The following is a 25576-nucleotide window of genomic DNA, read 5'->3' on the forward strand; positions in this document are numbered from 1 at the left end:
ATTTGACTTGAGGATATAGGCATGGCAAACCGCGAATTGCTGGAAGAACAACGTGAAGAGACTCGCCTGATCATCGAAGAACTGCTGGAAGACGGCAGCGATCCGGACGCGCTCTACACCATCGAGCACCATCTGTCCGCCGAGAAATTTGAGGTTCTGGAGCAGGCCGCCGTTGAAGCCTTCAAGCTGGGCTACGAAGTGACCGACGCCGAAGAGCTGGAAGTGGAAGACGGTTCGATGGTGATGTGCTGCGACGTGATCAGCGAAGTCGGCCTGAACGCCGAGCTGATCGACGCTCAGGTAGAACAGCTGGTGGCGCTGGCGGAGCGCTGCGGCGTCAACTACGACGGCTGGGGCACCTACTTTGAAGATCCGAACGGTGAAGACGGTGAGGATGACGAAGACGGCGACTACATCGACGAAGACGACGACGGCAAACGCCACTAATTAACCCCGCTTATTCACATGGGCCGGCTCTCGCCGGCCCCTGATATCCCCGTCGTCTTTCAAGCTGCAGCGTTGTTGGCTGCACTCTCTCACCCCAGTCACTTACCTGAGTAAGCTCCTGGGGATGAGTGAGCTGGCCGCCTAGCTGCAACTTGAAATACATAGGGCAATGACGCCATGACATACCAATCCCTGCTAGCCCCGATTTTAAGCTTCCTGCACTGTGAAACTCCCGACGCCTGGATCGACGCCGCGCGCCGTCCGGAAAACCTGCAGCTGTTGCTGACCGACCACCTGGTGTGTGAGCTGAAAGCCGCACAGACCGGCATGTGGTTGATCCGCCGCTACGTGGCGGACAAAGAGAGCGGCGACGCGCTGTTGGCGCTGCTGCGGCCCTACGAGGCGTTTCTGCACGAAGCGCAGGGCGCGCCCGACACATTGTTCCGCCAGGGCCAGTTCACCCGCAAGATCCTGCCGAAAAACGGCTCGGCCTACGGCCAGGATCTGGCGGATCGCATGGTGCTGTTGATCAAGGAAGAGCTGCATCACTTCTCGCAGGTGCTGGAGATCATGCAGGCGCGCGGGATCCCGTATCGCAAGATCACCGCCAGCCGCTACGCCAAGGGCATGATCCGCGAGATCCGCACCCACGATCCGGCGACGCTGATCGACAAACTGATCTGCGGCGCCTACATCGAAGCGCGATCCTGCGAACGCTTCGCCAAACTGGCGCCGCACCTGGACGATGAGCTGAACCGCTTTTACGTCTCGCTGCTGCGATCCGAAGCGCGTCACTATCAGGACTACCTGACATTGGCCGAGCAGATCGCCGGCGACGACATCAGCGAACGGGTGGCGCATTTCGGCCGCCTCGAAGCTGAACTGATCCTGTCGCCGGACAGCGAGCTGCGTTTCCACAGCGGCGTGCCCGCCGCCGCCTGACGTTGAGGCGCGTCCTTACTGCGGCGCGCCCAGCAACAAATCCACCGCCTTTTCCGCCAGCATGATGGTCGGCGCATTGGTGTTGCCGCTGGTGAGCTGCGGCATCACCGAGCAGTCGATCACCCGCAACTGTTCAAAACCGTGCACCCGCAGCTGCGGATCGGTCACCGCGTCCTGCGGCGACGGCCCCATGCGGCAACTGCCCACCGGGTGATACACCGTCTTGCAGAAGTTGCGTACAAAGGCTTCCAGCTGTGCGTCGTCGCGCGTCCACTCCGGCTGCGGCATCAGCAGATCTTTGATCAGCGGTTTCAGCGCCGCGGTTTGCAGGAAGCCCAGGCCGAACTTCACCGCGCGCACGCTACCGGCCAGATCGTCCGGGTGGCCGAGGTAGTTAGCGTGCAGCTTGACCGGATCGCGCGGGTTGCTGCTGCGCAGCAGCACTTCGCCGCGCGCCTTCGGTTGCAGATAGCCGACCTTGAGCGTGAAGCCGTGAATGTTCGGCAGCGGCTCGCCGGGCACGTCGTCCCAGCTGTCCAGCAGCGGCAGAAAGTGGATCTGCACGTCCGGCCGGCCGTCGCCCTGGCTGTCGGTGAAGGCGGCGCCTTCCAGCACGTTGGATGAGAGCACCCCGCTGCGAAACGCCAGCCACTGCGCGCCGTGGCTCAGCGCCTGCAGGCCGCGATCGGCGCCGAACAGGCTGATCGGCTCGCGGGTGCTGACGTTGATCGACATGTGCAGATGGTCGTGGAAGTTTTTGCCCACCGGCAGATCCGCCCGCACCTCGATGCCCAGCTGCTGCAGGTGGTCGCGCGGGCCGATGCCGGACAGCATCAGCAGCTTCGGCGAACCGACCGCGCCGGCGCTGACGATCACTTCTTTGGTGGCCCGCGCGGTCACTTCGGCGCCGCCGTTCTGGCTGTAGACCACGCCGGTGGCGACGTTGCCCTCGAAGGTCAGCCGGTGCGCCAGGGCGTTCAGTTTCACCACCAGCCGCCGTTCGTCGCGCACCGCCTTCAGGTAGGTGCGGGCGGTGCTGGCGCGCTCGCCGTTGCGGGTGGTGGTTTGGTAGAAACCGACGCCGTGCTGGCTGTCGCCGTTGAAGTCGTTGCGATAGGGCAGGTTCAGTTCCTGGCCAGCGCGGATAAACGCCATGCTCAGCGGATGGCGATAGCGGTTTTCGCTGACCGGCAGCAGCCCGTCGGCGCCGTGGTAGTCGTCGGACAGGCTTTCGTTGGCCTCGGCGCGTTTGAAGTAGGGCAGCACCTCCCGGTAGCTCCAGCCGGCGCAGCCATAGCGCTCGGCCCAGTCGTCGTAATCTTGCGGCTGGCCGCGCAGGTAGATCATGCCGTTGACCGAACTGCTGCCGCCCAGCACCTTGCCCTGCGCGATTTGCATGCGGCGGTTGTTGGCGTGCGGTTCCGGTTCCGTTTCGTAGGGCCAGCTCTTTTTGGCGATGATCTTGGCCACGCCGGCCGGCATTTTGATAAACAGGTTATTGTCGTCGCCGCCGGCTTCCAGCAGCAGCACCCGCGCCTGGGTGCGGCGGATCAGCTGCGCCGCCAGCACGCAGCCGGCGGAACCGGCGCCGACGATAATGTAATCAAAGGTGTTTTCCGACATGACAGCTCTCCGTGCGCGATTGGGATACTGGCAGAGTAGCGCGGGGGAGCAAGCGGTCAATTTACGATCGTTAATTTATTAACGAACTTCACATTAAATTTACATCGCGGTTTTTAACGTCAGTTTATCTGCTTGAAAAACGGCGTTATAGCGAGTTTTACTGATTGATTGTGATGTTAATAAAAAAGGCGCAGCAAGCTGCGCCCTGATGAAGAGGCGGGACGATTACAGCGTTTTCAGCATGGTGACTTCGCAATCGACGTGGCCGGTGGCGCCCATCGCGTGGTCGATGTGTTCAAAGCCCAGGTGTTCGTACAGTGCGACGGCCTGCGTCAGGCTGGCGGTGGTCTCGAGGTAACAACAGCGGAAGCCGTGCCGGCGGGCGAAATCCAGCGCCTGCAGCGCCAGGCGCTTCGCCAAACCCTTGCCGCGCAATACCGGCAGGAAATACATCTTCTGCAATTCGCAAATATCGTCTGCGCCGCCCTGCAGCGGCGCGATGCCGCCGCCGCCGGCGACCTTGCCGTCCACCTCGATCACCCAGTAAGCGCTGCGCGGCAGGCTGTAGAGCTGATACAGGGCGTCCAGATTGGGATCGGAGACGGTATAGCCTTTATCCGCCGTCAGGCCGTGCTCGGCGGAGACTTCGCGAATGACGTGAGCAATGGCGGCATTGTCTTCCGCCGTGATGGGGCGCACCAGCAGGCGCGCCGGGGTTGCTGTTGTCATGTTTACACTCGCCATTGAAAGAGACCACGTTCGTTTTTCGTTTTTATCGCAGCACGAAACGCGCCGGGGATTATTTCCCGGCGGCGTCCCTGCAGCAGTAATATCTTGTAATAACATCTAACCCGGCCCGGATGCAACGGCGATAAAAAAACAGCGGGGAAGACCCCGCTGTTTTTCAGGCGTTGGCGTGAGCCGGCGGATTACAGCGCGGCGATGGTCGCCTGCTGTTCCTGCAGCTTCACTTTGCCTTCTTTGCAGGCCGCCAGACGATCGCGTTCTTTGGCGACCACCGCTTCCGGCGCGCGCGCCACGAAGCCTTCGTTCGCCAGCTTGCCCTCGATCGCGGCGATTTCCGCATCCAGTTTGCCCATCTCTTTGGCCAGACGCGCGATCTCGGCGTCCTTGTCGATGAAACCGGCCATCGGGATCAGCAGCTCAGCGCCGTCCACCAGCTTGGTGACGGAGACCGGGCCTTTCTCACCGGCCGGCAGCAGCGCGATGGATTCCAGGCGCGCCAGGCGGGCGATAAAGCTTTGGTTCTCCTGCACGCGGCGCTGGGCGTCGGCGCTGCAGTTGCGCAGCAGCACGTCGAGCGCTTTGCTTGGCGCGATGTTCATCTCGGCGCGGATGTTGCGCACTGCGATGATGGTTTGTTTGATCCACTCCAGATCGTTCAGCGCCTGTTCGTCTTCCAGCGCGGCGTCGTAGGCCGGGAACGGCTGCAGCATGATGGTGTCTGCGGTCGTGCCGGTCAGCGGCTTCACGCGCTGCCAGATGGTTTCGGTGATGAACGGAATGATCGGGTGCGCCAGGCGCAGCAGCGCTTCCAGCACGGTGATCAGCGTGTGGCGGGTGCCGCGCTGTTCCGCTTCGCTGCCGTTGCTCACCACCGGCTTGGTCAGCTCCAGATACCAGTCGCAGAACTGGTTCCAGGTGAACTCGTACAGGATGTTGGCCGCCAGATCGAAGCGGTAGGTGTCCAGCGCTTCGCGGTAGGCTTTCACCGTGCGGTTGAATTCGGCCAGGATCCAGCGATCCGCCAGCGACAGCACTTTCTCGCCGCCGTTGAAGCCGCAGTCGTGCGTTTCGGTGTTCATCAGCACGAAGCGGCTGGCGTTCCACAGCTTGTTACAGAAGTTGCGGTAGCCTTCCAGGCGCTTCATGTCCCAGTTGATGTCGCGGCCGGTCGAAGCCAGCGCCGCCAGGGTGAAGCGCAGGGCGTCGGTGCCGTGCGGCTCGATGCCGTTCGGGAACTGTTTCTCGGTGCGCTTGCGGATTTTCTCCGCCAGCTGCGGCTGCATCATGTTGCCGGTGCGTTTTTCCAGCAGATCTTCCAGCGAGATGCCGTCGACCATGTCCAGCGGATCGATCACGTTGCCTTTCGACTTGGACATCTTCTGGCCTTCGTCGTCGCGGATAAGGCCAGTCATGTAGACGGTCTTGAACGGCACCTGCGGCTTGCCGTTTTCATCCTTGATGAAGTGCATGGTCAGCATGATCATGCGCGCGATCCAGAAGAAGATGATGTCGAAGCCGCTGACCATCACGCTGGTCGGGTGGAAGGTTTTCAGCGCCTCGGTCTGCTCCGGCCAGCCCAGGGTAGAGAAGGTCCACAGGCCGGACGAGAACCAGGTGTCCAGTACGTCTTCGTCCTGGGTCAGCACCACGTCGGCGCCCAGGTTGTTCTCGCTGCGCACTTCTTCTTCGCTGCGGCCCACGTAGACTTTGCCGTTCACGTCGTACCAGGCCGGGATGCGGTGGCCCCACCACAGCTGACGCGAGATGCACCAGTCCTGGATGTCGCGCATCCAGCTGAAGTACATGTTTTCATACTGCTTCGGCACGAACTGGATGTCGCCCTGTTCGACCGCTTCCACCGCCACTTTGGCCAGCGGCGCGGTGCGCACGTACCATTGGTCGGTCAGCATCGGCTCGATCACCACGCCGCCGCGGTCGCCGTAAGGCACCGTCAGGTCGTGCGGTTTGATCTCGTCCAGCAGGCCCAACTGATCGAAGGCGGCGACCACCGCTTTACGCGCCGCGAAGCGCTCCAGGCCGCGGAACTCGGCCGGGATCTCGTTGCAGTAATCGGTGCAGACTTCGCCCAGGGTGTTGAACACTTCCGCTTCCTGACGGATGTCGCCGTCGAAGGTCAGAATGTTGATCATCGGCAGGCCGTGGCGTTTGCCGACTTCGTAGTCGTTGAAATCGTGCGCCGGGGTGATCTTCACGCAGCCGGTGCCTTTTTCCATATCGGCGTGTTCGTCGCCGACGATGCGGATGCGGCGGCCGACCAGCGGCAGAATGATCTCTTTGCCGATCAGGTCTTTATAGCGCGGATCTTCCGGGTTGACCGCCACGCCGGTATCGCCCAGCACGGTTTCCGGACGGGTGGTGGCGACCACCAGGTAGTCTTTGCCCTCGGCGGTTTTCGCGCCGTCGGCCAGCGGGTAGCGCAGGTGCCACATGGAGCCTTTGGATTCGCGGTTTTCCACTTCCAGATCGGAGATGGCGGTGCGCAGCTTCGGATCCCAGTTCACCAGGCGCTTGCCGCGGTAGATCAGGTCTTCTTTGTGCAGACGGACAAACACTTCGCGCACCGCGTTCGACAGGCCTTCGTCCATGGTGAAGCGCTCGCGCTCCCAGTCCACGGAGTTGCCCAGACGGCGCATCTGGCGGGTGATGGTGCCGCCGGATTCCGCCTTCCACTGCCAGATTTTGTCGATGAACGCGTCACGGCCGTAGTCGTGGCGGGTTTTGCCTTCTTCCGCGGCGATCTTGCGCTCCACCACCATCTGGGTGGCGATGCCGGCGTGGTCGGTGCCCGCCTGCCACAGGGTGTTTTTACCCTGCATGCGCTGATAGCGAATCATGGTGTCCATGATGGTCTGCTGGAACGCGTGGCCCATGTGCAGGCTGCCGGTGACGTTCGGCGGCGGGATCATGATGCAGAAGCTTTCCTGGCTGGTGTCGCCGTTCGGCTTGAAGTAACCCTGACTCTCCCAGTGATCGTACAGCTTCTGTTCGATCTGTTTTGGGTCGTATGCGGTGTCGAGCTGACTGTTTGTCTTTTCCATTCTTTATCGTATTCAGTGAGTTGGCGGCGTAGCCGTGGTCAAATGGAAGCCGACGCTGCGATAGGCCTTGTAACGGTCGCGCGCCAACTGTTTCAGAGTGTCTTCGTAAGGAACGAAGTCTACCACTTCATGGAAAGCGGTAGCAAAATCGGCAAACTGCGGCAGCAGGGCGATCAGCAGATCGCGCGGGGCATTGCCGCGCTTGCCGGGCCAGCACAGTTCCACCGGCGCGCCGTAGTGCGGCCCTTCGCCGGCCAGGTTGTGCGGCACGAATTCATGCGGCTCGCGCTGCCACAGCGCTTCGTCCAGCCGTTGGGCCTGCTCCTGGCTCTCGCAGGCGATCAGCACCCGCTTGCCGGCGCGGAAGCCGCTGGCGGCAACGGCGCAGGCCACGGCCTCATGGGCGCTGAGCGCGCCTGACGGTTCCGCGTTGTCGAGCAAATAAAACGTCGCCTGTTTCATTAAGGATCCACCGCTGCCGATAAAAAAATGTAGGGGCACAGCATGCTGTGCCCCTTGGGATTATACCTGAATTACCGCTCAGATTTAATCGTCGCCGTTGAGTCCGGCCCGATTCAATAGGAACTGCGACAGCAGCGCCACCGGGCGGCCGGTCGCGCCCTTGGCTTTACCGGAGCGCCAGGCGGTGCCGGCGATATCCAGGTGCGCCCAGGTGTACTTGCGGGTGAAGCGCGACAGGAAGCAGGCGGCGGTGATGGCGCCGCCAGGGCGGCCACCGATGTTCGCCATGTCGGCGAAGTTGGAGTCCAGCTGCTCGTAGTACTCGTCGGCCATCGGCAGGCGCCAGGCGCGGTCGCCTGCCTGCTCGGAAGCGCCCAGCAGCTCGTGCGCCAGCGGGTTGTGGTTCGACATCAGGCCGGTGATGTGGTGGCCCAAGGCGATCACGCAGGCGCCGGTCAGGGTGGCGATGTCGATCACCAGCTCCGGCTCGAAGCGCTCGACGTAGGTCAGGGTGTCGCACAGCACCAGACGGCCTTCGGCGTCGGTGTTCAGCACCTCGACGGTCTGGCCGGACATGGTGGTCAGCACGTCGCCCGGACGATACGCCCGGCCGCCCGGCATGTTTTCACAGCCGGCCAGCACGCCGATCACGTTCAGCGGCAGGTTCAGCTCCGCCACCACGCGCATCACGCCGTACACGGTCGCCGCGCCGCACATGTCGTATTTCATCTCGTCCATGCCGTCGGCCGGTTTGATCGAGATGCCGCCGGAGTCGAAGGTCAGCCCTTTGCCTACCAGCACGATCGGCTTAGCGTCCGGATTTGGGTTGCCCTTATATTCCATCACCGACATCAATGATTCGTTCTGCGAACCGGCGCCGACCGCCAGATAGGCGTTCATGCCCAGCTCTTTCATCTGCTGTTCGCCGATGACGCGGGTGGTGATGTTAGTGCTGAAGGCGTCCGCCAGTTGGCGGGCCTGCGAGGCCAGGTAGCCGGCGTTACAGATGTTCGGCGGCATGTTGCCGAGATCTTTGGCCGCCTTGATGCCGGAAGCCACCGCCAGGCCGTGCTGGATGGCGCGCTCGCCGCTGGTGAGTTCACGGCGGGTCGGCACGTTGAACACCATTTTGCGCAGCGGACGACGCGGCTCCACCTTGTTGCTTTTCAGCTGATCGAAGGTGTAGAGCGTCTCTTTGGCGGTTTCCACCGCCTGACGCACTTTCCAGTAGGTGTTGCGGCCTTTCACATGCAGTTCGGTCAGGAAGCAGACCGCTTCCATCGAGCCGGTGTCGTTGAGGGTATTGATGGTTTTCTGGATCACCTGCTTGTATTGGCGCTCATCGAGCTCGCGCTCTTTGCCGCAGCCGATCAGCAGGATGCGCTCGGAGAGAATGTTGGGCACATGGTGCAGTAGCAGCGTCTGCCCGACCTTGCCTTCCAGTTCGCCACGGCGCAGCAATGCGCTGATATAACCATCACTGATTTTGTCGAGTTGTTCTGCGATAGGGGACAGGCGGCGCGGTTCGAAAACGCCGACTACAATACAGGCACTGCGCTGTTTTTCCGGGCTACCGCTTTTTACACTGAACTCCATGCACTCTCCTGAATCTTAAAGACAAAGGCGGACGCTACGGCTAGAATAACCGACTCCGTAACGATCTCCTGCCATTTGAGTTAACGGATTATGTTAACCTGAACGGCATAAATTGCTCTGTTTTGGCGACTATAAGCAAGTTCCTATAGGACACCCAAACGGCTTGATGTTGTAATACTATTTTAGCTGTGAAGGTTGCCATATGATGAGAATAAATGGCGGATTAACGATGAAATTATCGATTTTCCTGCAAAAAGACAAGTTTTCACAGGCGTAATAAGCGTGATCATCATAAGATATCTGGTACGGGAAACGCTCAAGAGCCAAATCGCCATCCTGTTCATCCTGCTTCTGATCTTCTTTTGTCAGAATTTGGTCAGGGTGTTGGGCGACGCGGTGGACGGCAATATCCCGACAAACTTAGTACTCTCTCTGCTCGCGTTGGGCGTGCCGAAAATGGCGCAGCTCATCCTGCCTTTGAGCCTGTTTCTCGGCTTGCTGATGACGCTTGGGCGGTTGTATACCGAGAGCGAAATCACCGTCATGCACGCCTGCGGGCTGGGCAAACGTACCCTCATTATCGCTGCCATGATCCTGGCGCTGCTCACCTCTGCGATCGCGGCGGTGAACGTATTTTGGGCCGGCCCCTGGGCCTCGCGCTATCAGGACGTGGTGGTGAACGAAGCCAAGGCCAACCCGAGCATCGCCGGGCTGGCGGAAGGGCAGTTCAAACCCTCGCAGGACGGCAACGCGGTGCTGTTTATCGGCAACGTGAAGGGCAGCACCTTCAACGACGTGTTCCTGGCGCAGCTGCGGCCGAACGGCAACCAACGTCCGTCGGTGGTGGTGGCCGAGCACGGCAACATCGTGCAGCAGAAAGACGGCTCGCAGGTGGTGACGCTCGACAAGGGCACCCGCTTTGAAGGCACCGCGCTGCTGCGCGACTTCCGCATTACCGACTTCACCGACTACAAGGCGGTGATTGGCCACCGCACTGTGGCGGCGGACAACACCGAATCCGAACAGATGTCGATGCAGACGCTGTGGGAATCCGACGATCCGGACGCGCGCGCCGAATTCCACTGGCGCCTGACGCTGGTGGTGTCGGTGGCGCTGATGGCGCTGCTGGTGGTGCCGCTCAGCGTGGTGAATCCGCGCCAGGGCCGCGTGCTGAGCATGCTGCCGGCCATCTTGCTGTACCTGATCTTCTTCCTGCTGCAGACCTCGCTGCGCTCCAACGCCGGCAAGGGCAAGCTGGATCCGATGCTGTGGCTGTGGCTGGTTAACGGCGTTTACTTCGCGATCGCGCTGGCGCTGAACCTGTGGGATACCGTGCCGATGCGCAAGCTGCGCGCACGCCTGAGAGGAGCGGCCTGATGTTTGGCGTATTAGACCGTTATATCGGTAAAACGATTTTCAACACCATCATCATGACGCTGTTCATGCTGGTGTCGCTGTCCGGCATCATCAAGTTCGTCGATCAGCTGCGCAAGGTCGGCCAGGGCGAATACACCGCGCTGAGCGCCGGCATGTACACCCTGCTGAGCGTGCCGAAAGACATCGAGACTTTCTTCCCGATGGCGGCGCTGCTCGGCGCGCTGCTCGGCCTGGGCCAGCTGGCGACGCGCAGCGAACTGGTGGTGATGCAGGCTTCCGGCTTCACCCGCCTGCAGATCGCCGGCTCGGTGATGAAAACCGCCATTCCGCTGGTGCTGCTGACTATGGCGATCGGCGAGTGGGTGGCGCCGCAGGGCGAGCAGATGGCGCGCAACTACCGCGCCCAGCAGATGTACGGCGGCTCGCTGCTCTCCACCAAGAGCGGGCTGTGGGCGAAGGACGGCAACGACTTCATCTACATCGAGCGCGTCTCCGGCGATAAAGAACTCTCCGGCGTCAACATCTACCACTTCAACGATCAGCGTCGCCTGGAGACGGTGCGCTATGCCGCCACCGCCAGCTTCGAGAACGGCCTGTGGCAGCTTTCGCAGGTGGACACCTCGGATCTGACCAACCCGAAACAGGTGACCGGCACCCAGACGCTGACCGGCGAATGGAAAACCAACCTGACCCCGGACAAGCTGGGCGTGGTGGTGCTGGATTCGGATTCGCTCTCCATCAGCGGGCTGCACAACTACGTGAAGTACCTGAAGCAGAGCGGCCAGGAATCCAACAAATACCAGCTCAACATGTGGCGAAAAATCTTCTCGCCGCTGTCGGTGGCGGTGATGATGCTGATGGCGCTGTCGTTCATCTTCGGCCCGCTGCGCAGCGTGCCGATGGGCATCCGCGTGGTGACCGGCATCAGCTTCGGCTTCCTGTTCTATGTACTGGATCAGATCTTCGGCCCGCTGAGCATGGTTTACAGCATGCCGCCGGTGCTGGGGGCGCTGCTGCCGAGCATGCTGTTCCTGTTGATCAGCGTGTATATGCTGCTCAAACGCAAGTAGCGGAGCGAGCGGTATGGGAAAAGGCGTGGCCGCAGGGCCGCGCCTTTTTTGTGGGTGCTGTATGCCCCCGGTGAACCACTCCCCCGACCTGTCGCTTTTCGTCGTGCTATAGTCAACCCTGCGGCATGCGGATAGAGGGAGCGGGCAGTCAATGGAAGACGAATACAATCTCAGCAATATCATCGGCAAGCGCCTGGAAGCGGCGTTGGGGGAGTTGGGCGAGCTCCTGTGGGCGTATGTGGTGTTATCCAAAAAAGACATTTCCTGTATTTTTGGCGTCACCAACTACCCGACTGAATGGGTTAACAAGTATCAAGAGCAGGGGTTGCAGTACATTGATCCGGTGGTGATTACCGCCCGCAACCGCCTGACCCCCTTCGCCTGGGACGAGCAAATCATGGCCGACGCAGGGCTGCATTTTCCCGAACTGTTCGAGCAGGCCCGCCAGTTTGGCGTGACGCACGGCTATACCTTCGTATTGCACGATTACAACAACAATCTCGTCACGCTTTCCTTTGCCTTCAGCGCAGAACAGAAAGCGGAAATCATCCCGGCGCTCATCGAACGTAAAGGTGAAATCTCGGTATTGCTGGCCTCAATCCATGAGTCGTATCTGGCGCTGGCCCCGCCGTCAGATAAAAACGCCGCAGCGCTGGAAGGCAACGCCCGCTTTACCGACAGGGAAAACGAAATCCTCTATTGGGCCAGCGTGGGTAAAACCTACCAGGAAACGGCGATGATCCTGGGCATAAAGACCGGCACCATCAAGTACCATATGTCCAACGTCGTCAAAAAGTTGGGGGTAACGAATGCCCGACATGCCGTGCGCCTGGGGATGGAGCTGCGGCTGATTAAACCGGTGGATGGATAGGCTGCTCGCTCACGGCAGCTTTCGAACCGGGAAATGACGGGCGTTAATCGGTATTGAGTGGGCAGCGTGGCGGCTTACGAGAGGGAAGCAATACAGCACCGGCCCCGATTTCTACGATGTGAAATAATAACCTGCATGAACTGATAAAGGTCTAGTAAGGGACTGTACTTTAGTCTAACTAGTTTCTCACCCCTTAAGGCGATACACTTTCCCGGTAATGTTTTGATAAAAAATATAAAAAAAAACCTGACCGCGTAGGTCAGGCTGCCAATATTGGCCAACACCAGGGAAAATTTTCTTACATCATCTTAAAGCTATTAACTCCGCAGAGGCAAGTGTTCTCTGCTGGTTTTTACGCCTTGAGTTGCTATTTTGTTACGTATGTACGCTATTTTCTGGTGATTTTAGATAACCCCCCATCTAACCGAAATAGCGCCTCTCCCCTGAAGGCAGCATTCCGCTTCTTTATTTCCCCATCTGTCATTCATTAATGAAAAAATACTGTTCTCGGAATGTTGCGCAACCTCATTCTTTATTCGCTGACACATTGGCGTGCAATTATTTGCAGCATTGCCATTACGGCTGGGGATTATTTTGTTTTTGCCAGGCGCAGGGTGAGACAGTGGCGATGGGGGGCAGGCGCTACCTGCCGCGTGGTGGGTTCCTGAACCTGTTTCGCTAGTTGGGCGAGCGGCTCTGGCTAGTGGGAGTGAGTGACGTACGGCACAGGAGCTATCATTGTGCTGTGCAACGATGCTAGAACCTGGAATCGGATGGTATTGCGTGAGTGTGGCGCCTTATCCTGGATGCTCGTTGCAATAGCCTGTGGATGTAGCATGCCCATCATCAACGCAGTTATGGAGGGCGTGCAGCGGTAAGGCGAGGCGGACAAACGCGCGTGGCGGCGGTTTTTTCGACACTTAACTCATTGAACAACGGATAAGTGTTGCGTGCTGGTCGCGGGAAGGTATAATTCACCCGTTTTCCGCATACTACTTCAGTGCCGAAGTGGCGAAATCGGTAGACGCAGTTGATTCAAAATCAACCGTAGAGATACGTGCCGGTTCGAGTCCGGCCTTCGGCACCATTCCCCCTTCCGTAGTCGTCCGACGAAGTCCAAAAAATCCTTTAAAATCAATAAGAGTAGCCTTTTTGGCGTCCGCCATTGTCCGAGGCCGTCCGTTGAAATCCAGGGGGCACTGGGGGCATAATTGGGGGCATCTCCACTTCGATAGAAAATGTGCCCCCAAAATGAAGCTAAACGCCCGCCAGGTCGAGACCGCAAAGCCTAAAGAGAAAACCTACAAAATGGCCGATGGCGGTGGTTTGTATCTCGAGGTTACGACGAAAGGTTCCAAGTATTGGCGAATGAAGTACCGCCGCCCTAACGATAAAAAAGAGGATCGACTTGCTTTCGGTGTTTGGCCGACGGTCAGTCTTGCCGAGGCACGTAGCAAAAGAGAAGAAGCCAAAAAGCTGTTGGTACAAGGATTGGATCCAAAAGCAGAAGAAAGGGAAGCTCAGGCTGAAACTGCGGGCGCATACACGTTCGAGACCATTGCCCGAGAATGGCATGCTAACAACAAACGCTGGAGTGAAGATCACCGAGCGAGAGTGCTTCGTTATTTGGAACTGTATATTTTCCCGCACATTGGTGCAGCTGATATTCGTGGCCTTAAAACCAGCCATCTCTTAGCACCGATTAAAGCTGTTGATGCAAGTGGTAAGCATGACGTAGCGCAGCGCTTACAGCAACGTGTTACGGCCATTATGCGTTATGCAGTTCAGAACGATTACATTGATTCAAATCCTGCCAGCGATATGGCCGGAGCATTGGCAACAACCAAAGCTCGGCATTATCCGGCATTGCCGCCTCATCGTTTCCCTGAGTTTCTCGCACGGCTTGCCGCTTATCGGGGACGTCTCATGACACGTATCGCCGTAGAGCTTTCTTTACTCACCTTTGTGCGTTCTAGTGAGCTGCGTTTCGCTCGCTGGGATGAGTTCGATTTTGATAAAGGTTGCTGGCGCATTCCGGCGCAGCGTGAAGAAATCAAAGGTGTACGCTACTCACACCGTGGCATGAAGATGAAAGAAGAGCATATCGTCCCGCTAAGCCGCCAAGCGTTGGTCTTGCTGGAGCGTTTGAAGTCTTTGAGCGGCGATAACAAGCGGTTGTTTCCCGGCGATCATGATCCCGATAAAGTTATGAGCGAAAATACGGTGAATAATGCGCTACGTGCAATGGGATACGACACTAAAACAGAAGTGTGTGGGCATGGTTTTAGGACAATGGCACGCGGTGCTTTAGGTGAGTCCGGATTGTGGAGCGATGATGCGATTGAGCGGCAGTTAAGCCATTCTGAGCGTAACAATGTGCGTGCTGCTTACATCCATACATCTGAGCATTTGGATGAGCGACGTTTGATGGTTCAGTGGTGGGCCGACTATTTGGACGAAAACAAAAGAACACCAATCACCCCTTTTGATTTTGCAAAAATTGTTAATAGATAATTTCATTTCTGCAGAAGCGCCGAAGAAGTGATTTTTCAGTCATTTCTTCGGCGTCTAATGCTGTTATTGTTTTTGTTTAGCTCTCTTACCTAGTGGATAAGGAATATCACTTTTATCACCCCGGGCTATGATCCAATTAGACCATTGTTTGAGGCTATTTCCACAACGTTTTAAGCTTGCATCGTTCCAGTTGACATCATATTCATTGGAAATATACTTTGCTAACATTATATTGCTTATTTCCGGCTCTTTTTTTATTTTTCCAATGCAGCTAATTAAACACTTCTCTTTACTAGCATGACTCCATATAGCTTCGAGTGGTGAGCTGTATTTTGAAATTAAATCTTTATTGACGTCAAACTGTTTTTTAGATATGGATATGAGCTTAAAACGGGTGAGAACAGTAAGAGCATTTTTGCACCCCTGCGATTGGATTTGATCGTGACTTGCTCCTTTTTGAATTAAATCTAAGCATTCGTGAACTAGTAATGGTGAAGCATTGGGCGCAAATACATCATTCTGATGGCCTTTATACCTTTTTTGCCAGGAGGCAACAGCCTGTTGTATTGCTCCTTTATCCTGAATAACATAGCTGTCTTTATGCTGAGATATATATCCTGTCATATGTAAATAACGAGAAAGTCTTCTTGCATAAACACCCCATGTCTGTTGGCTATGATGAGCTTTTGGCAGGCTTTCCTTTAATACTTCTATTAAAAGGTTCACGTCCACGGTTTTACCGAAGTATCGTTTATAAAGTGCTATTTTAAAGGAGTGTTTCCCAAGTCTCTCGCGAATTTTTTTGAGGAACTCATCGTCATTTTTTTCTGAGATACTACTGTTTAATTTGAAACTGGAACCGTTTCTTTCTGCTATGCTGAACATTACGAGATCTGCCCCGATATTCAGCATTGTTGTTTCTTTTATACCGGCTCTTACTGATATGTTATGTGAGTTTTCATAATGGTAGGGATCTAACTCATTTGCAATGTTTATTATGGTTTTGTAATCTGATGTTGGAACATAGTTATATGGGATAACAGGCAGTTTCTTTGTCACCAAATAATCCTTGAATATATCCCAGTATATATTCAATCTATCACCACTTTTAATTACCATTCTCTTGTTAACTAACTGACTTACATCACTTGCACTTGATAGCTCTATTATTTCACTCCAATCAGCCGGTGCCTTGCTGGCGATTAGGTCTAGACAGGTCTTTTCTGATGGAGTAAGTAAATCTAAATCATTTGTGAATAGCTTTTCAACGTCCAATTCTACGGATGTTACTTCGTTGTAGCCAGTTCGCTTTATATTTTCTCTGAGGTTTATGCACAGCTTCTTCAAAAGCCATGGAAAACCCTGGCAACTATACGTTATTTGGCTTCTAATCGCTGGGGTTAATTTATGGCTAAATTCTTTTTCAAAAGTAGTTATGGACTTAGATATCTCACCACTATCGAATAGACTTAGCTTAAACTCTTTTCTTAAATCAGATAGAGTGTGCCACATATGATATGCGGGATGGTCTTGTTGGGTTGTACTGTCCGTTTTCCAAGCAAACCCAAGAGTGAGGTTTCCTTTATAACCAGCCACTTCGAGCATTAAACTGTTGGCAGCCTTAAAAACATTAAATAACTCTGGTTTGGAATATAGCTCTTCAAACTGATCAAATATAATACATATTACCTTGTCTTGTTCTTTTATGCTTTCGAGGTATTCTGAGATTGATTCTGATGAGAAGTGGTTTATTGGATCGGTGAGAGATAAATTTACCTTCTTACCAAAACCATTTTCTTGTGCTTGCTTTAATGCTTGCAGTAGTGCAGATGTAATGTATGAGGGGGATTTCGCACCTCGAATATCAACAGCATAGACAAAGTATTTTTTATGATAGTGTTTGTTTTTAGATCTATCCCTAATTTTTGCAATTAGTGAGCTTTTTCCTAAGCCTGAGTTTCCTGTTATTGCAAATATCCGAGTGCTAGTTTTTCCATCTTTCACATTTGAAAGAAAACCGAGGATTTCTTTTTGCATGTCATCTCGGCCAACAAAGTCCTTTGGTCTAGCCGGCCGGTAATCATCCCAAGAGTCTCCGATTTGTACCTCTACTACATTTGTTATACCTTCAACCCTATCAGGAAGTATTGTGACTTCATTGTCCTTTTTGCCCACGGATAAATCATAATCAGTTATAGTAGCTTCAAGCTTTGATATGTTTTCTAGTGTTGAACTATCGCTAATTAATTTTCCTGATGAAGCGCTGAACAATAAAACCCCTTCTGGGGCCCCTCCGTTTAGAGTATATACCGCCCAAAAACGCCCGAACTTACTTATTAAAAGAGTCCAGCTACCTAAATTAACTTCATCTCCAAGAAACTCACTTGCTTTATCTATGGGAGGTGTCTTTATTATACCAGCAGCTGTTAGGGAGCTAATAACTCTTTCTGGAGTGTAGAAACTGAATTGTGATGATTTTTCTCTCGGCTTTTTAGCTATTAAATCGACGATGCCAAGTGCATCTTTACCGAATTCAGATGTTGAAATAATCCAACCCTCGGAATAGTCATGGAGATTAACCACTCCTATCAATTTATTAAGAATAGGGGCGCTGATTTTTTCTTTTTGGGCTTTGCATTCTACGTAAATTTCTTTTGAGTTTACTTTGTGTTTACATAATAAATCAAGTTCAGCACCTGTTACTCTTAATTCTTGTGCTACTTCATAATTTTGAGCGGAAAGTAGATCTTTAACCAGTTCCTCGAAAAGATCACCTTTTTGCTTTGTAGTGTCCGTGCTTTCTGTTGCAACCTCAATTTGCATAAACTTGTCCTGGAATGGTTTTTTGGTAAAGGGTTTGTCACAGTTGTATGTTTAATATACGTCTTTTGTTTTTGCACTCCAAGAATATTTTTTGATATCGCGCTAAGTACTATCTCTACTTCACCAGCAGGGCTCAAGATTTCGTTTGTTCAACAAGATCATGAGGGAGATAAAGCTGCCCTTCGTTCAAAATGCAAAATTCATTCATACGGCAAGCCTAACCTCACTTCGTGGTCTATAACTACGCGATTCAACCGTGTTCACAACTAGGATGTGTATGTTCAAAACTATAAGTTGCTCAAATCTTCCCGCGCGCAATACTTCCCCCGCCTCGCCTGCGCACTTCATGTGTCGCTTTTCATGCAGTTGCATGAACGGCCGCAGGCCGCGCCAGTACTGGTGCTGGCGGGGATGAAAAGTGCATTTTCTTGCATGCAAAATCATGCACCCTATGCATGCACGCGCAATTTGAGGCTGGCTAGCCAGGAAAAAGGCTGTTTTGGGCGAGGCGGAAGGGGAATGCCCCGCGGTGCTGTCGAGAGCGGCGGGGCGGAGAATGCTTAGTGTAAGGTAGGATTGCTGTTGTAACGGCGATAGCGGTTCAACGTCCGTTTCTCCGTCGGTGGCAAGGCGTTCTCATCGACCGGTTGCGCTTGTATCGGCTGGCAAAGGATTTTATCGACGCTTTCCACCGTCTTGAATGTGCAAGAACAAGTCAGGCTCTGACATTGGTAATACGCCTCTTTCGTCTGCTCCGTGATATAGCGGCTGGTGCGAGTATAGGACGCATGGGTGCACAACGGGCAGCGCATCATGATTGGCCTCCTTTTTCTTGCAGTAGACGGCGTTTTTCCGCCAGTTCTCTTGCCCCTCGCATCTGGCGCATTGGACTTCTTTGCAGCTCCTGCAACACGCCGGTTTGTTCCGGTATTGTCAGGCCAATCTCATTCAGCACCGGGTGGTCGATATTTTGCATTGCCGTAGCAACGTTAATATGGCCCCGCAGTGTCCCCAGCAGATGTTGCTCAATCGCTTTCACCGGATCATCCCCATAAACGCTATACGCCTTTTTCGCTAGCGCGCAGGCCTTGACAATCTCAGGGCTGATAAGCGCCTTGCTCAGTGCTTCCACGGCTTGGCCCATTGCATGGTCAGCAAAGGTTGTGAGGGCGTCTTTATGCGCGGCCACCACCTTCGGGGCCGATCCTCCGCAATCAAGATGAAACTCTATTTTGTCCAGCTCCATCTCTTCAATCAGGCCGTCGAATTCCTTCGCCAGCTCCCGTTTGGAAATCCGGCTGTGGTGCTGTGCTTGCAGTTCCTGCGTCATTTCTCCGCGCAGTTTGCGAAACAGAGTGCGCCACTGGCTTTCTGCCTCCTGGCCTTGCACTTCGGTGTCTTTCTTCTGTTGGTGGCAGCGGGCAATGCCGGTTACGACGTCGGTCAATGCCTGATAGTTTTTGTCGTGGGCGGCGCGAGCATCACGCAGGGCTTGCAGTTTATCGGTGATGGATTTCGGTAAGGCGGTGGTGCTCATGGTCATGTCTCCGGTGTCAGTCAATGTGAAGCTGTTCTGCTGACCGCCGTACAACATCGCCATTCATCCCGGTTGGACTGTCCCCAGGACAACAGCCCTGAGCACTGATGACAAAACCATCAAGCCGTTTTTAGTTTTACCTAAAACTATTCACTACTGTTCACTTAAAGAAAAAATATAGATAAATCAGTAGATAATGGGGTGAACAGTTATCACTAAACTCTTCACCCGGTGTTCACCACTGTTCACCCGGCCCACAACGACCTTTTCCCTGGCTAGCAGTGGTTAATCTGTTTATATCTATTTATTGGCGATGAATTCATTGTTGAAAACTATGGGGTAATGTTGAGGAAGGGTGAGGAGTGGTGAGGATTGCTGAGCTATTATAATTTGTTGTTTTTATGACCATTCCTTAACGGGCCACACAACAACACCTTGTTGCCACCCCGGTAAAACTTCACATAATAGGGCGCTACCAAAGTTCATACAGTCCCGGCCAGCGTTGACCGGACACAAAGAGGTAGCGTTTTATGTTGACCGTTTCCACCCCCACCCCATCCACTTCGTCGCCGGTTATTCCTGGCGGTTACACCCCGCGCGAGCGCTTTATTCGATTGCCGGAAGTGCTCTACACCACCGGTTTGTCCCGCTCCACCGTGTACGAGATGATGAGTCGCCGGCAGTTCCCGGCTCAGGTCTCCCTCGGCGGTAAAAACGTCGCCTGGCTGGCCTCCGAGGTCGAGCAGTGGATGGATGAACGCATCGCCAACCGTCACCAGGGGGCCGCCGTATGATGCAGTTAACCTTTGGTCGCCAGCATTTCACCCTCGATGAGCGCGACGCGCTGTTTGTGGCGGAAGCTATCCTGTTGCAGCGTAAAGAGCCTGGCGTCGTCTTGCCGGATCACCGCAGTGAAAAACACGGCGTTATTCGTCTGGCGAGTCGCCAGGCTGAACCGCGCCTGTTCCGTGCCGGGCCGGTGCCGCTGACCTGCGCGGCTGCCGATACCCGCAACGACCAATTGACCGACTGTTGATCATAATGCGATCGATTGAACGTCCGGGGGCGTCTTACGGCTTGCCCCCACGTCCGGCCCTGCGCTATAGTCCTCCCGCTGCCGCACAATCGGCCGCCGGGCGTGAGAACCCGTGTATCTCTAAGGCGACACAACACGCGCCACGCGTGTTTTTTTTCGTCGCAGCCTTTGCTTGCTCATTTTTTGCGCGATGGATGTTATGCTATCGCAGCAGTCAATCAATGGTGGCTCAGGCGGGGCAGCCTTCGGGCTGGCCGGTATTCTTAGAGGCCGGTTTCTCACCCCCGTCTGGGCTACCACCCTTGCGTGAGAACTTTGGTGGTAGCAATAACCTTTACTCTAAGGAGGCTGCCACCATGGCTACGACCCTCACCCCAACTCACCCTACATTCTGTTTCCTGTTTGCGGCCGTGCGCCGTTCTGCGCTGACTGCCGCCCCGCGTATCGTGCGCACCGTGGCGGATACCGAACGCAACGCCCGCCGTCTTTTGGCTCGTGATTATGTGTTGTCCTTTGCCGGTCGTCTGCCGGTTAAGGCGGCAGCATGAACACCCTGGCCGACCGCTACTACCGCGACACCCATTATCCTATCCCGCATGCCGATTTTCTGCGTCTCCAGCATGCGCACGCCACCGGCGTGCTGTTCCTTGACCTGCTGGACACCCTCGACCTCGGCGGGCAGCACCCCGACGCTGAGCAACAGGCGTCGTTTGCCTCGGTTATTGCCTTACTGACCGACCAGCTCGGCCACGTTGTCCACACCTGTGAATCCCAAATCCTTGCCCGCATGGAGGCCACCGCCGCATGAATACCTCATCCTGTTTACCGGTTGAAGTCCGTACCGCCGTTTTCCGTCGCGCCGTGGCGCAGGCCTATCTGAACACCTGCGCCTTTTACCGGGTGAGCCTCGGGTACACGCTGGACGAGCTGCAGATGACGATTGCCCTGCGCCTGGAGGGACATTTTGTGCGGCAGTACGGCGCAGAGGATGGCATGGACATGGCGTGCACGATGTTGAGCGACATGGTGCAGCCGGACGTTCTGGTGGCCGCACCGCGCCTGACCGCGCTGGGGCAAAAGATGATGGACGAGCTGTGCTGTGAGCGCCTGTCGGCATCGCAGAACGCCACCGTACACTGAGGAGAGAAAGGATGAGCGCCCAGTTCGTTTCCCAGACCGTACGCACCGCCACCGGCCACTGGCCGGTGATACTCCCGGCCCTCGGCATCGCCTTGCAGCCGAACGGCAAGCCGCAGCCGTGTCCAACCTGCGGCGGCAAAGACCGTTTCCGCTTCGACAACCTGGAGGGGCGCGGCACCTGGTTCTGCAATCAGTGCGGGGCCGGTGACGGCCTCAACCTGGTGGAAAAAGCCCTGTCACTGTCTGCCCGAGCTGCTGCCGAACAGGTGGCTGTCGTGATGGGGAATAGCGCCAGCGCCTTGCCACCGGCCGCTGAGAGCGGTCATTCACCACAAGACAAAGCCAAGGCCCAGCGCAAAGCCGCGCGACAGGCACAGGCTCTGGTGGCTGCCGCGCAGTCCCAGACCGGCAATACCTACCTGAGCGCCAAAGGCTGGCCGGAGGTGGACACCCTGACCTTGCAGGGCCAGTCGCTGCGCGTTGGCGGTATCACCTTCCAGCCCGGCGACCTCTTGTTGCCGTTGCACAATACCGGGGGCGAGCTGGTCAACGTGCAGCTGATTAACGCCGCCGGTGACAAGCGCATGCTGGCAGGCGGGCAGGTGAAAGCCGCCTGTCATACCCTGAGCGGCCCGGACAACGCGGTTATCTGGCTCACCGAAGGCTACGCCACCGGCCTTACCGTGCATCGCCTGACCGGTGAGACGGTGTGCGTGACGCTCAGCGCCAATAACCTGGCGGCGGTGGCGGAGCAACTGCGCAGCCACTACCCGGACGCGTGGCTGCTGCTGGCGGCCGATAATGACCGCAGCGGCACCGGGCAGACCCGCGCCGCCGAGGCGGCCACACTCACCGGCGGTATCCCGGCGTTGCCGACAGACATCGGCGACTGGAACGATGTCTACTGTCAGCAGGGCGCTGAGTCCACGCGCGCGCAGCTCCAGGCGCTCAGCCAACCGCCGCAGCCGAGCCCGTTCGACACGCTGAGCGATGCTGACCTCAAAGCCATGAGTGCCAGCGAGAAAGCCGAGCTGCTGGCCGAGCACTACGGCAACACCCTGGCGGTGCCGCCGGTGGGGGAAGAGCTGTGCCGCTACACGCGCGGCGCCTGGCAGGTGCTGCCACACCGGCAACTGAGCCGGGAGATTGCTGCGCTGTTCCAGAAGGTGCGTGCACCGTTCTCCGCCGCCGGTATCAACAGCATTTTGGACACCCTCAAGCTGATGGTACCGCAGATGGGTGACCCGGCCCGCCGGTTGATAGGCTTTCGTAACGGCGTCTTTGATACCGTCAGCGGCCAGTTCAGCGCCCACCGGCAAGCGCACTGGCTGCGCACCGTCAACAGCGTGGACTACACGCCGCCGCGCGCCGGGGAGAACCTGGCCGACCATGCACCGCACTTCTGGCAGTGGCTGACGCGGGCTGCCGGGAGCAACTACGATAAACAAGAGCGCATTCTCGCGGCGCTCTTTATGGTGCTGGCCAACCGCTACGACTGGCAGCTGTTCCTCGAAGTGACCGGTCCTGGCGGCAGCGGCAAGAGCGTGATGGCGGCCATTGCCCGGCTATTGGCAGGTAGTGATAACACCACCGCCGCCACCATCGATAATCTGGAGTCGGCGCGCGAGCGTGCCAGCGTGGTCGGCTACTCGCTGATACTCCTGCCCGACCAGGAAAAGTGGAGCGGTGACGGGGCGGGTATCAAGGCCATCACCGGCGGCGATGCGGTCGCCATCGACCCCAAATACCGCGACGCCTACGCGGCGCACATCCCGGCGGTGATTTTGGCGGTCAATAACAACCCGATGCAGTTCAGCGACCGCAGCGGCGGTATCTCGCGCCGCCGGGTTATTTTACCGTTTCCGGAGGCTATCGCCCCCGAAGAACGCGATCCGCTGCTGCTGGCGAAGATCACCGAAGAGCTGGCGGTCATTGTGCGTCATCTGATGCAACGCTTCGCCAACCCGAATGACGCCCGCGCACTGCTCCAGGCGCAACAGAGTTCGGCGGAAGCCCTGGAAATCAAACGGCATGCCGATCCGCTGGTCGATTTTTGTGGCTACCTGACGGTGCTCGGCACCCCGGAAGGCATGATGATAGGCAACGCCAACATCACCCCGCCGAACCCACGCCGCTATCTGTACCACGCCTACCAGTCGTTTATGGCCGCACGGGGCTATCAGCACGTGATGAACCTGACGGCGTTTGGCCAGGCGGTGCCGCAAACGCTGAAAGAGTATGAGCATACGTTGCTGAAACGCCGCACCAAGCAGGGAATACAAACCAACCTGATATTGAGTGAGGAATGTGAGGCGGACTGGCTACCGAAGTGCGGCGCCGTGTGACGATGAGCGTGTCGATCGGCCGGGCCGATCAATCGGCCATTATTGATCTGCCGAATCCATTGGACGCTCAATCGCCGTGCCGCCTATAGTGCAGTGACCCGAATACATGCAGCAACACCAGGGCATCCTATCGGCCGCTGAATGGCCAATATCATAACGACATGCGCTCACCAAACCGGCTCAGGCCGGTTTTTTTGTGCCTGAATCTCAGCAGACTACAATTGGTATAAAAATTACTACCTATAAGTATATTTAAATAATAAACTGAATTTTAATTTATGGTTAGGATGTTTCTTCCTAAAATAATTAGTGCTCATTGCCGATTTTAGTTAAATCAATACGCTTGCAAGGCATTAATTGCGTGTGAAATTAATCGTGGTAGTGATTTTTATATCTATTAGAGGCCACATAAGTAGAGTGTTTTGTAAACCTCGAAAATATAAGGCGATCTGATGCTATACTGTGTGATTTAGTGGATGATTCATTTATAAACAGAAAGCTCTCCTTCAGGCCGAGTCTTAAATCTACGATGCATCCATAGATATTGTTCTGGGGCTCGGCAGATTTCCTTTTCGATAATTTTATTTATGTAGTTTGCTGCTATAATCTCATCACCTTTGGGATAATCTAAAAGCGGAGAGCTGATAAACATACGATAGCCCTTTTTATTACTAAGTCGGATCATGCTCAAAGTAATCAAGTCCGCTCTTGCGAGTTTCGATAGAACAAAAGTTCCGTTCGTAGTGGCTGCATTTTTAACGCAGAAGAAAGGCGCAAAAACACTACCCTCAGGCCCATAATCCTGATCAGGTGCAAACCAAACAGCCTCGCCGGCTTTCAGTGCCCGGACAAACCCAAGTAGATTGCGTCGATTAATCATTGCTTTGTTTGAGCGCATTCGACCTTTAGTTTGTATCCATTCCATAAGCAGATTATTGTGTGGACGGTAAGTAGCCATCATTGGATGGCATACCCCCATAACTCTTCCGCATAATTCAAGGGACATGAAGTGAACGCCTAAAACCATCACGCCTCGGGTAGCTTTCGTTAGATTTTCAATACCTTCAACCTCAAACCATTTCCTCACCCTGGCATCACTCCAAAACCAAGCCATGCCAGTTTCCATCAACCCTAACCCCAAGGAAACAAAATTTTTTCTGACCATCTGATCCCGTGCTTGTGTTGTCATTTCCGGGAAACAGAGCTCTATATTTTTGTCGGCAATGCGCCCGCGCCTTTTAAGAAAAGGTCTAGATGACCTCCCCAGAGTAGAACCTAATAAATGCAGTACCGGATAGGGAAGTTGGACGATAATCCAGAGCAAACCTAGCCCAAACCAGGTAATCCAGTAACGGGGATGGAGTAAAGCCTTTGTAAAATGTTGTGACATGTTTTTCCTTAACTCGACCCGAAAATTAAATATATAGTTTGTAATGTATAAGTAAAACTATGTCTTTAGCATTACATACTGCTTAGACAATGGTGTTGTGTTTAGATTCAAAATATAAATTAGTCGGCGCATAGTGGTTGCAATCATCCTTGTCATTATTCCTCTGGATGTTTCATTAGCCTGATTTCGTTTTTTACAACTCGAAATGCATTAATCATATTCATAAACTCAGCAGGGAGGCATTGGCTTTAACTATCTATATAGTATACCGTTTCTCTTTATTCTTGAGCTATGAGAGCAGAACCAAGCAACAAAGTAATATTTTGTGATATAATACCCTTCCATGAGAAATTTATAATGAAATCAGAAGACACCCTTGACTGGTACCCTGCACAGTTACCCCCAGTGAAAATTATCCTTGGTGAGGCGGTGCTGGCCGTGGGAAAACAAGGCAGGCCGATTAACACCCGAACGTTGCTTGAATACCTCCAGGTGATGCAACTCAAACAGAAAAGACGAGATGATAAAGTCGTAATGCAAACCGCAATCGAAGTTCTCAGGGACAATCAGCGCATTAACGGCAGGCTTTAATGCGCC

General features: G+C 55.2%; 22 protein-coding genes and 1 tRNA gene. 14 read left to right on the forward strand and 9 right to left on the reverse strand.

Going from position 1 to position 25576, the window contains the following annotated elements:
• Positions 1-21: 21 nt before the first annotated feature.
• Both rraB and miaE read left to right on the forward strand, forming a co-directional pair.
• Entirely contained in the window at positions 22-447 is a 426-nt protein-coding gene (gene rraB, locus ACUTQY_RS13825; RefSeq protein ID WP_025305115.1) for a ribonuclease E inhibitor RraB, read from the forward strand.
• Positions 448-624: 177 nt separating this feature from the next.
• A complete protein-coding gene (gene miaE, locus ACUTQY_RS13830) occupies positions 625-1389 on the forward strand; it encodes a tRNA isopentenyl-2-thiomethyl-A-37 hydroxylase MiaE (protein WP_046688127.1) in 765 nt (254 codons plus the stop codon).
• Positions 1390-1404: 15 nt separating this feature from the next.
• On the opposite strand, the gene ACUTQY_RS13835 is transcribed toward miaE, so the two are convergent.
• The 5 genes from ACUTQY_RS13835 to pepA all read right to left on the reverse strand — a co-directional run bounded on the left by ACUTQY_RS13835 (position 1405) and on the right by pepA (position 8876).
• Positions 1405-3012, reverse strand: a complete 1608-nt coding sequence (locus ACUTQY_RS13835; protein WP_046688128.1) for a GMC family oxidoreductase — start codon at positions 3010-3012, stop codon at positions 1405-1407.
• A 225-nt stretch (positions 3013-3237) separates the two neighbouring features.
• Positions 3238-3741, reverse strand: coding sequence for a GNAT family N-acetyltransferase (locus ACUTQY_RS13840; RefSeq protein WP_046688129.1), 504 nt, complete (start codon positions 3739-3741; stop codon positions 3238-3240).
• A 200-nt stretch (positions 3742-3941) separates the two neighbouring features.
• Complete coding sequence (locus ACUTQY_RS13845) at positions 3942-6818, reverse strand: valine--tRNA ligase (RefSeq protein ID WP_046688130.1); 2877 nt, start codon at positions 6816-6818, stop codon at positions 3942-3944.
• A gap of 12 nt (positions 6819-6830) precedes the next feature.
• The gene (locus ACUTQY_RS13850) at positions 6831-7280 is read right to left on the reverse strand and encodes a DNA polymerase III subunit chi (RefSeq protein WP_042783579.1); all 450 of its coding nucleotides are present in this window, start codon (positions 7278-7280) and stop codon (positions 6831-6833) included.
• Between the two features lie 84 nt (positions 7281-7364).
• Positions 7365-8876: a leucyl aminopeptidase gene (pepA, locus tag ACUTQY_RS13855; protein ID WP_004933352.1), complete on the reverse strand. Its 1512-nt coding sequence runs from the start codon at positions 8874-8876 to the stop codon at positions 7365-7367.
• A gap of 282 nt (positions 8877-9158) precedes the next feature.
• Between pepA and lptF the strand changes: the two genes are divergently transcribed.
• The 5 genes from lptF (at position 9159) to ACUTQY_RS13880 (ending at position 14708) form a co-directional block, all read left to right on the forward strand.
• Positions 9159-10253, forward strand: a complete 1095-nt coding sequence (lptF, locus tag ACUTQY_RS13860; RefSeq protein WP_046688131.1) for an LPS export ABC transporter permease LptF — start codon at positions 9159-9161, stop codon at positions 10251-10253.
• Positions 10253-11323 carry an LPS export ABC transporter permease LptG gene (lptG, locus tag ACUTQY_RS13865; protein ID WP_046688132.1) on the forward strand — a complete coding sequence of 357 codons (1071 nt, stop codon included), beginning with the start codon at positions 10253-10255 and terminating at the stop codon, positions 11321-11323. Before lptF ends, lptG begins: the two co-directional genes overlap by 1 nt.
• 151 nt (positions 11324-11474) lie before the next feature.
• Positions 11475-12194 carry a LuxR family transcriptional regulator gene (locus tag ACUTQY_RS13870; protein WP_046688133.1) on the forward strand — a complete coding sequence of 240 codons (720 nt, stop codon included), beginning with the start codon at positions 11475-11477 and terminating at the stop codon, positions 12192-12194.
• 1002 nt (positions 12195-13196) lie between these two features.
• Positions 13197-13281: transfer RNA gene (locus ACUTQY_RS13875), tRNA-Leu, on the forward strand.
• A 164-nt stretch (positions 13282-13445) separates the two neighbouring features.
• Positions 13446-14708: a tyrosine-type recombinase/integrase gene (locus tag ACUTQY_RS13880; protein ID WP_135637739.1), complete on the forward strand. Its 1263-nt coding sequence runs from the start codon at positions 13446-13448 to the stop codon at positions 14706-14708.
• Between the two features lie 63 nt (positions 14709-14771).
• Here the strand turns inward: ACUTQY_RS13880 and ACUTQY_RS13885 are convergent, their stop codons facing one another.
• The 3 genes from ACUTQY_RS13885 to ACUTQY_RS13895 form a co-directional block, all read right to left on the reverse strand.
• Entirely contained in the window at positions 14772-17531 is a 2760-nt protein-coding gene (locus ACUTQY_RS13885) for a restriction endonuclease (protein ID WP_135637740.1), read from the reverse strand.
• A gap of 560 nt (positions 17532-18091) precedes the next feature.
• Complete coding sequence (locus ACUTQY_RS13890; RefSeq protein WP_206359016.1) at positions 18092-18346, reverse strand: ogr/Delta-like zinc finger family protein; 255 nt, start codon at positions 18344-18346, stop codon at positions 18092-18094.
• Positions 18343-19068: an NAD-dependent aldehyde dehydrogenase gene (locus ACUTQY_RS13895; RefSeq protein ID WP_206359015.1), complete on the reverse strand. Its 726-nt coding sequence runs from the start codon at positions 19066-19068 to the stop codon at positions 18343-18345. Before ACUTQY_RS13895 ends, ACUTQY_RS13890 begins: the two co-directional genes overlap by 4 nt.
• Positions 19069-19598: 530 nt before the next feature.
• Between ACUTQY_RS13895 and ACUTQY_RS13900 the strand changes: the two genes are divergently transcribed.
• Genes ACUTQY_RS13900 through ACUTQY_RS13925 form a run of 6 tightly spaced genes read left to right on the forward strand, consistent with a single transcriptional unit; the run spans position 19599 to position 23589 of the window.
• Entirely contained in the window at positions 19599-19862 is a 264-nt protein-coding gene (locus ACUTQY_RS13900) for a helix-turn-helix transcriptional regulator (RefSeq protein WP_147095602.1), read from the forward strand.
• Entirely contained in the window at positions 19859-20104 is a 246-nt protein-coding gene (locus ACUTQY_RS13905; protein WP_135638557.1) for a hypothetical protein, read from the forward strand. The genes ACUTQY_RS13900 and ACUTQY_RS13905 overlap by 4 nt, the downstream gene beginning before the upstream one ends.
• Before the next feature lie 2 nt (positions 20105-20106).
• Complete coding sequence (locus tag ACUTQY_RS13910; protein WP_405053365.1) at positions 20107-20652, forward strand: host cell division inhibitor Icd-like protein; 546 nt, start codon at positions 20107-20109, stop codon at positions 20650-20652.
• Positions 20649-20912: a hypothetical protein gene (locus ACUTQY_RS13915; RefSeq protein ID WP_206359013.1), complete on the forward strand. Its 264-nt coding sequence runs from the start codon at positions 20649-20651 to the stop codon at positions 20910-20912. Before ACUTQY_RS13910 ends, ACUTQY_RS13915 begins: the two co-directional genes overlap by 4 nt.
• The gene (locus ACUTQY_RS13920) at positions 20909-21244 is read left to right on the forward strand and encodes a DUF5375 family protein (protein WP_206359012.1); all 336 of its coding nucleotides are present in this window, start codon (positions 20909-20911) and stop codon (positions 21242-21244) included. Before ACUTQY_RS13915 ends, ACUTQY_RS13920 begins: the two co-directional genes overlap by 4 nt.
• Positions 21245-21255: 11 nt before the next feature.
• Positions 21256-23589 carry a primase-helicase zinc-binding domain-containing protein gene (locus ACUTQY_RS13925; RefSeq protein WP_206359011.1) on the forward strand — a complete coding sequence of 778 codons (2334 nt, stop codon included), beginning with the start codon at positions 21256-21258 and terminating at the stop codon, positions 23587-23589.
• Positions 23590-24070: 481 nt separating this feature from the next.
• On the opposite strand, the gene lpxP is transcribed toward ACUTQY_RS13925, so the two are convergent.
• On the reverse strand, positions 24071-24979 hold the full coding sequence (lpxP, locus tag ACUTQY_RS13930; RefSeq protein ID WP_206359010.1) for a kdo(2)-lipid IV(A) palmitoleoyltransferase: 909 nt from the start codon (positions 24977-24979) through the stop codon (positions 24071-24073).
• A gap of 357 nt (positions 24980-25336) precedes the next feature.
• Here lpxP and ACUTQY_RS13935 point away from each other — a divergent pair, with 357 nt between their 5' ends.
• Positions 25337-25570, forward strand: a complete 234-nt coding sequence (locus tag ACUTQY_RS13935) for a hypothetical protein (RefSeq protein ID WP_016929262.1) — start codon at positions 25337-25339, stop codon at positions 25568-25570.
• Positions 25571-25576: the final 6 nt, after the last annotated feature.

This window comes from Serratia sp. TSA_130.1, assembly GCF_052691795.1.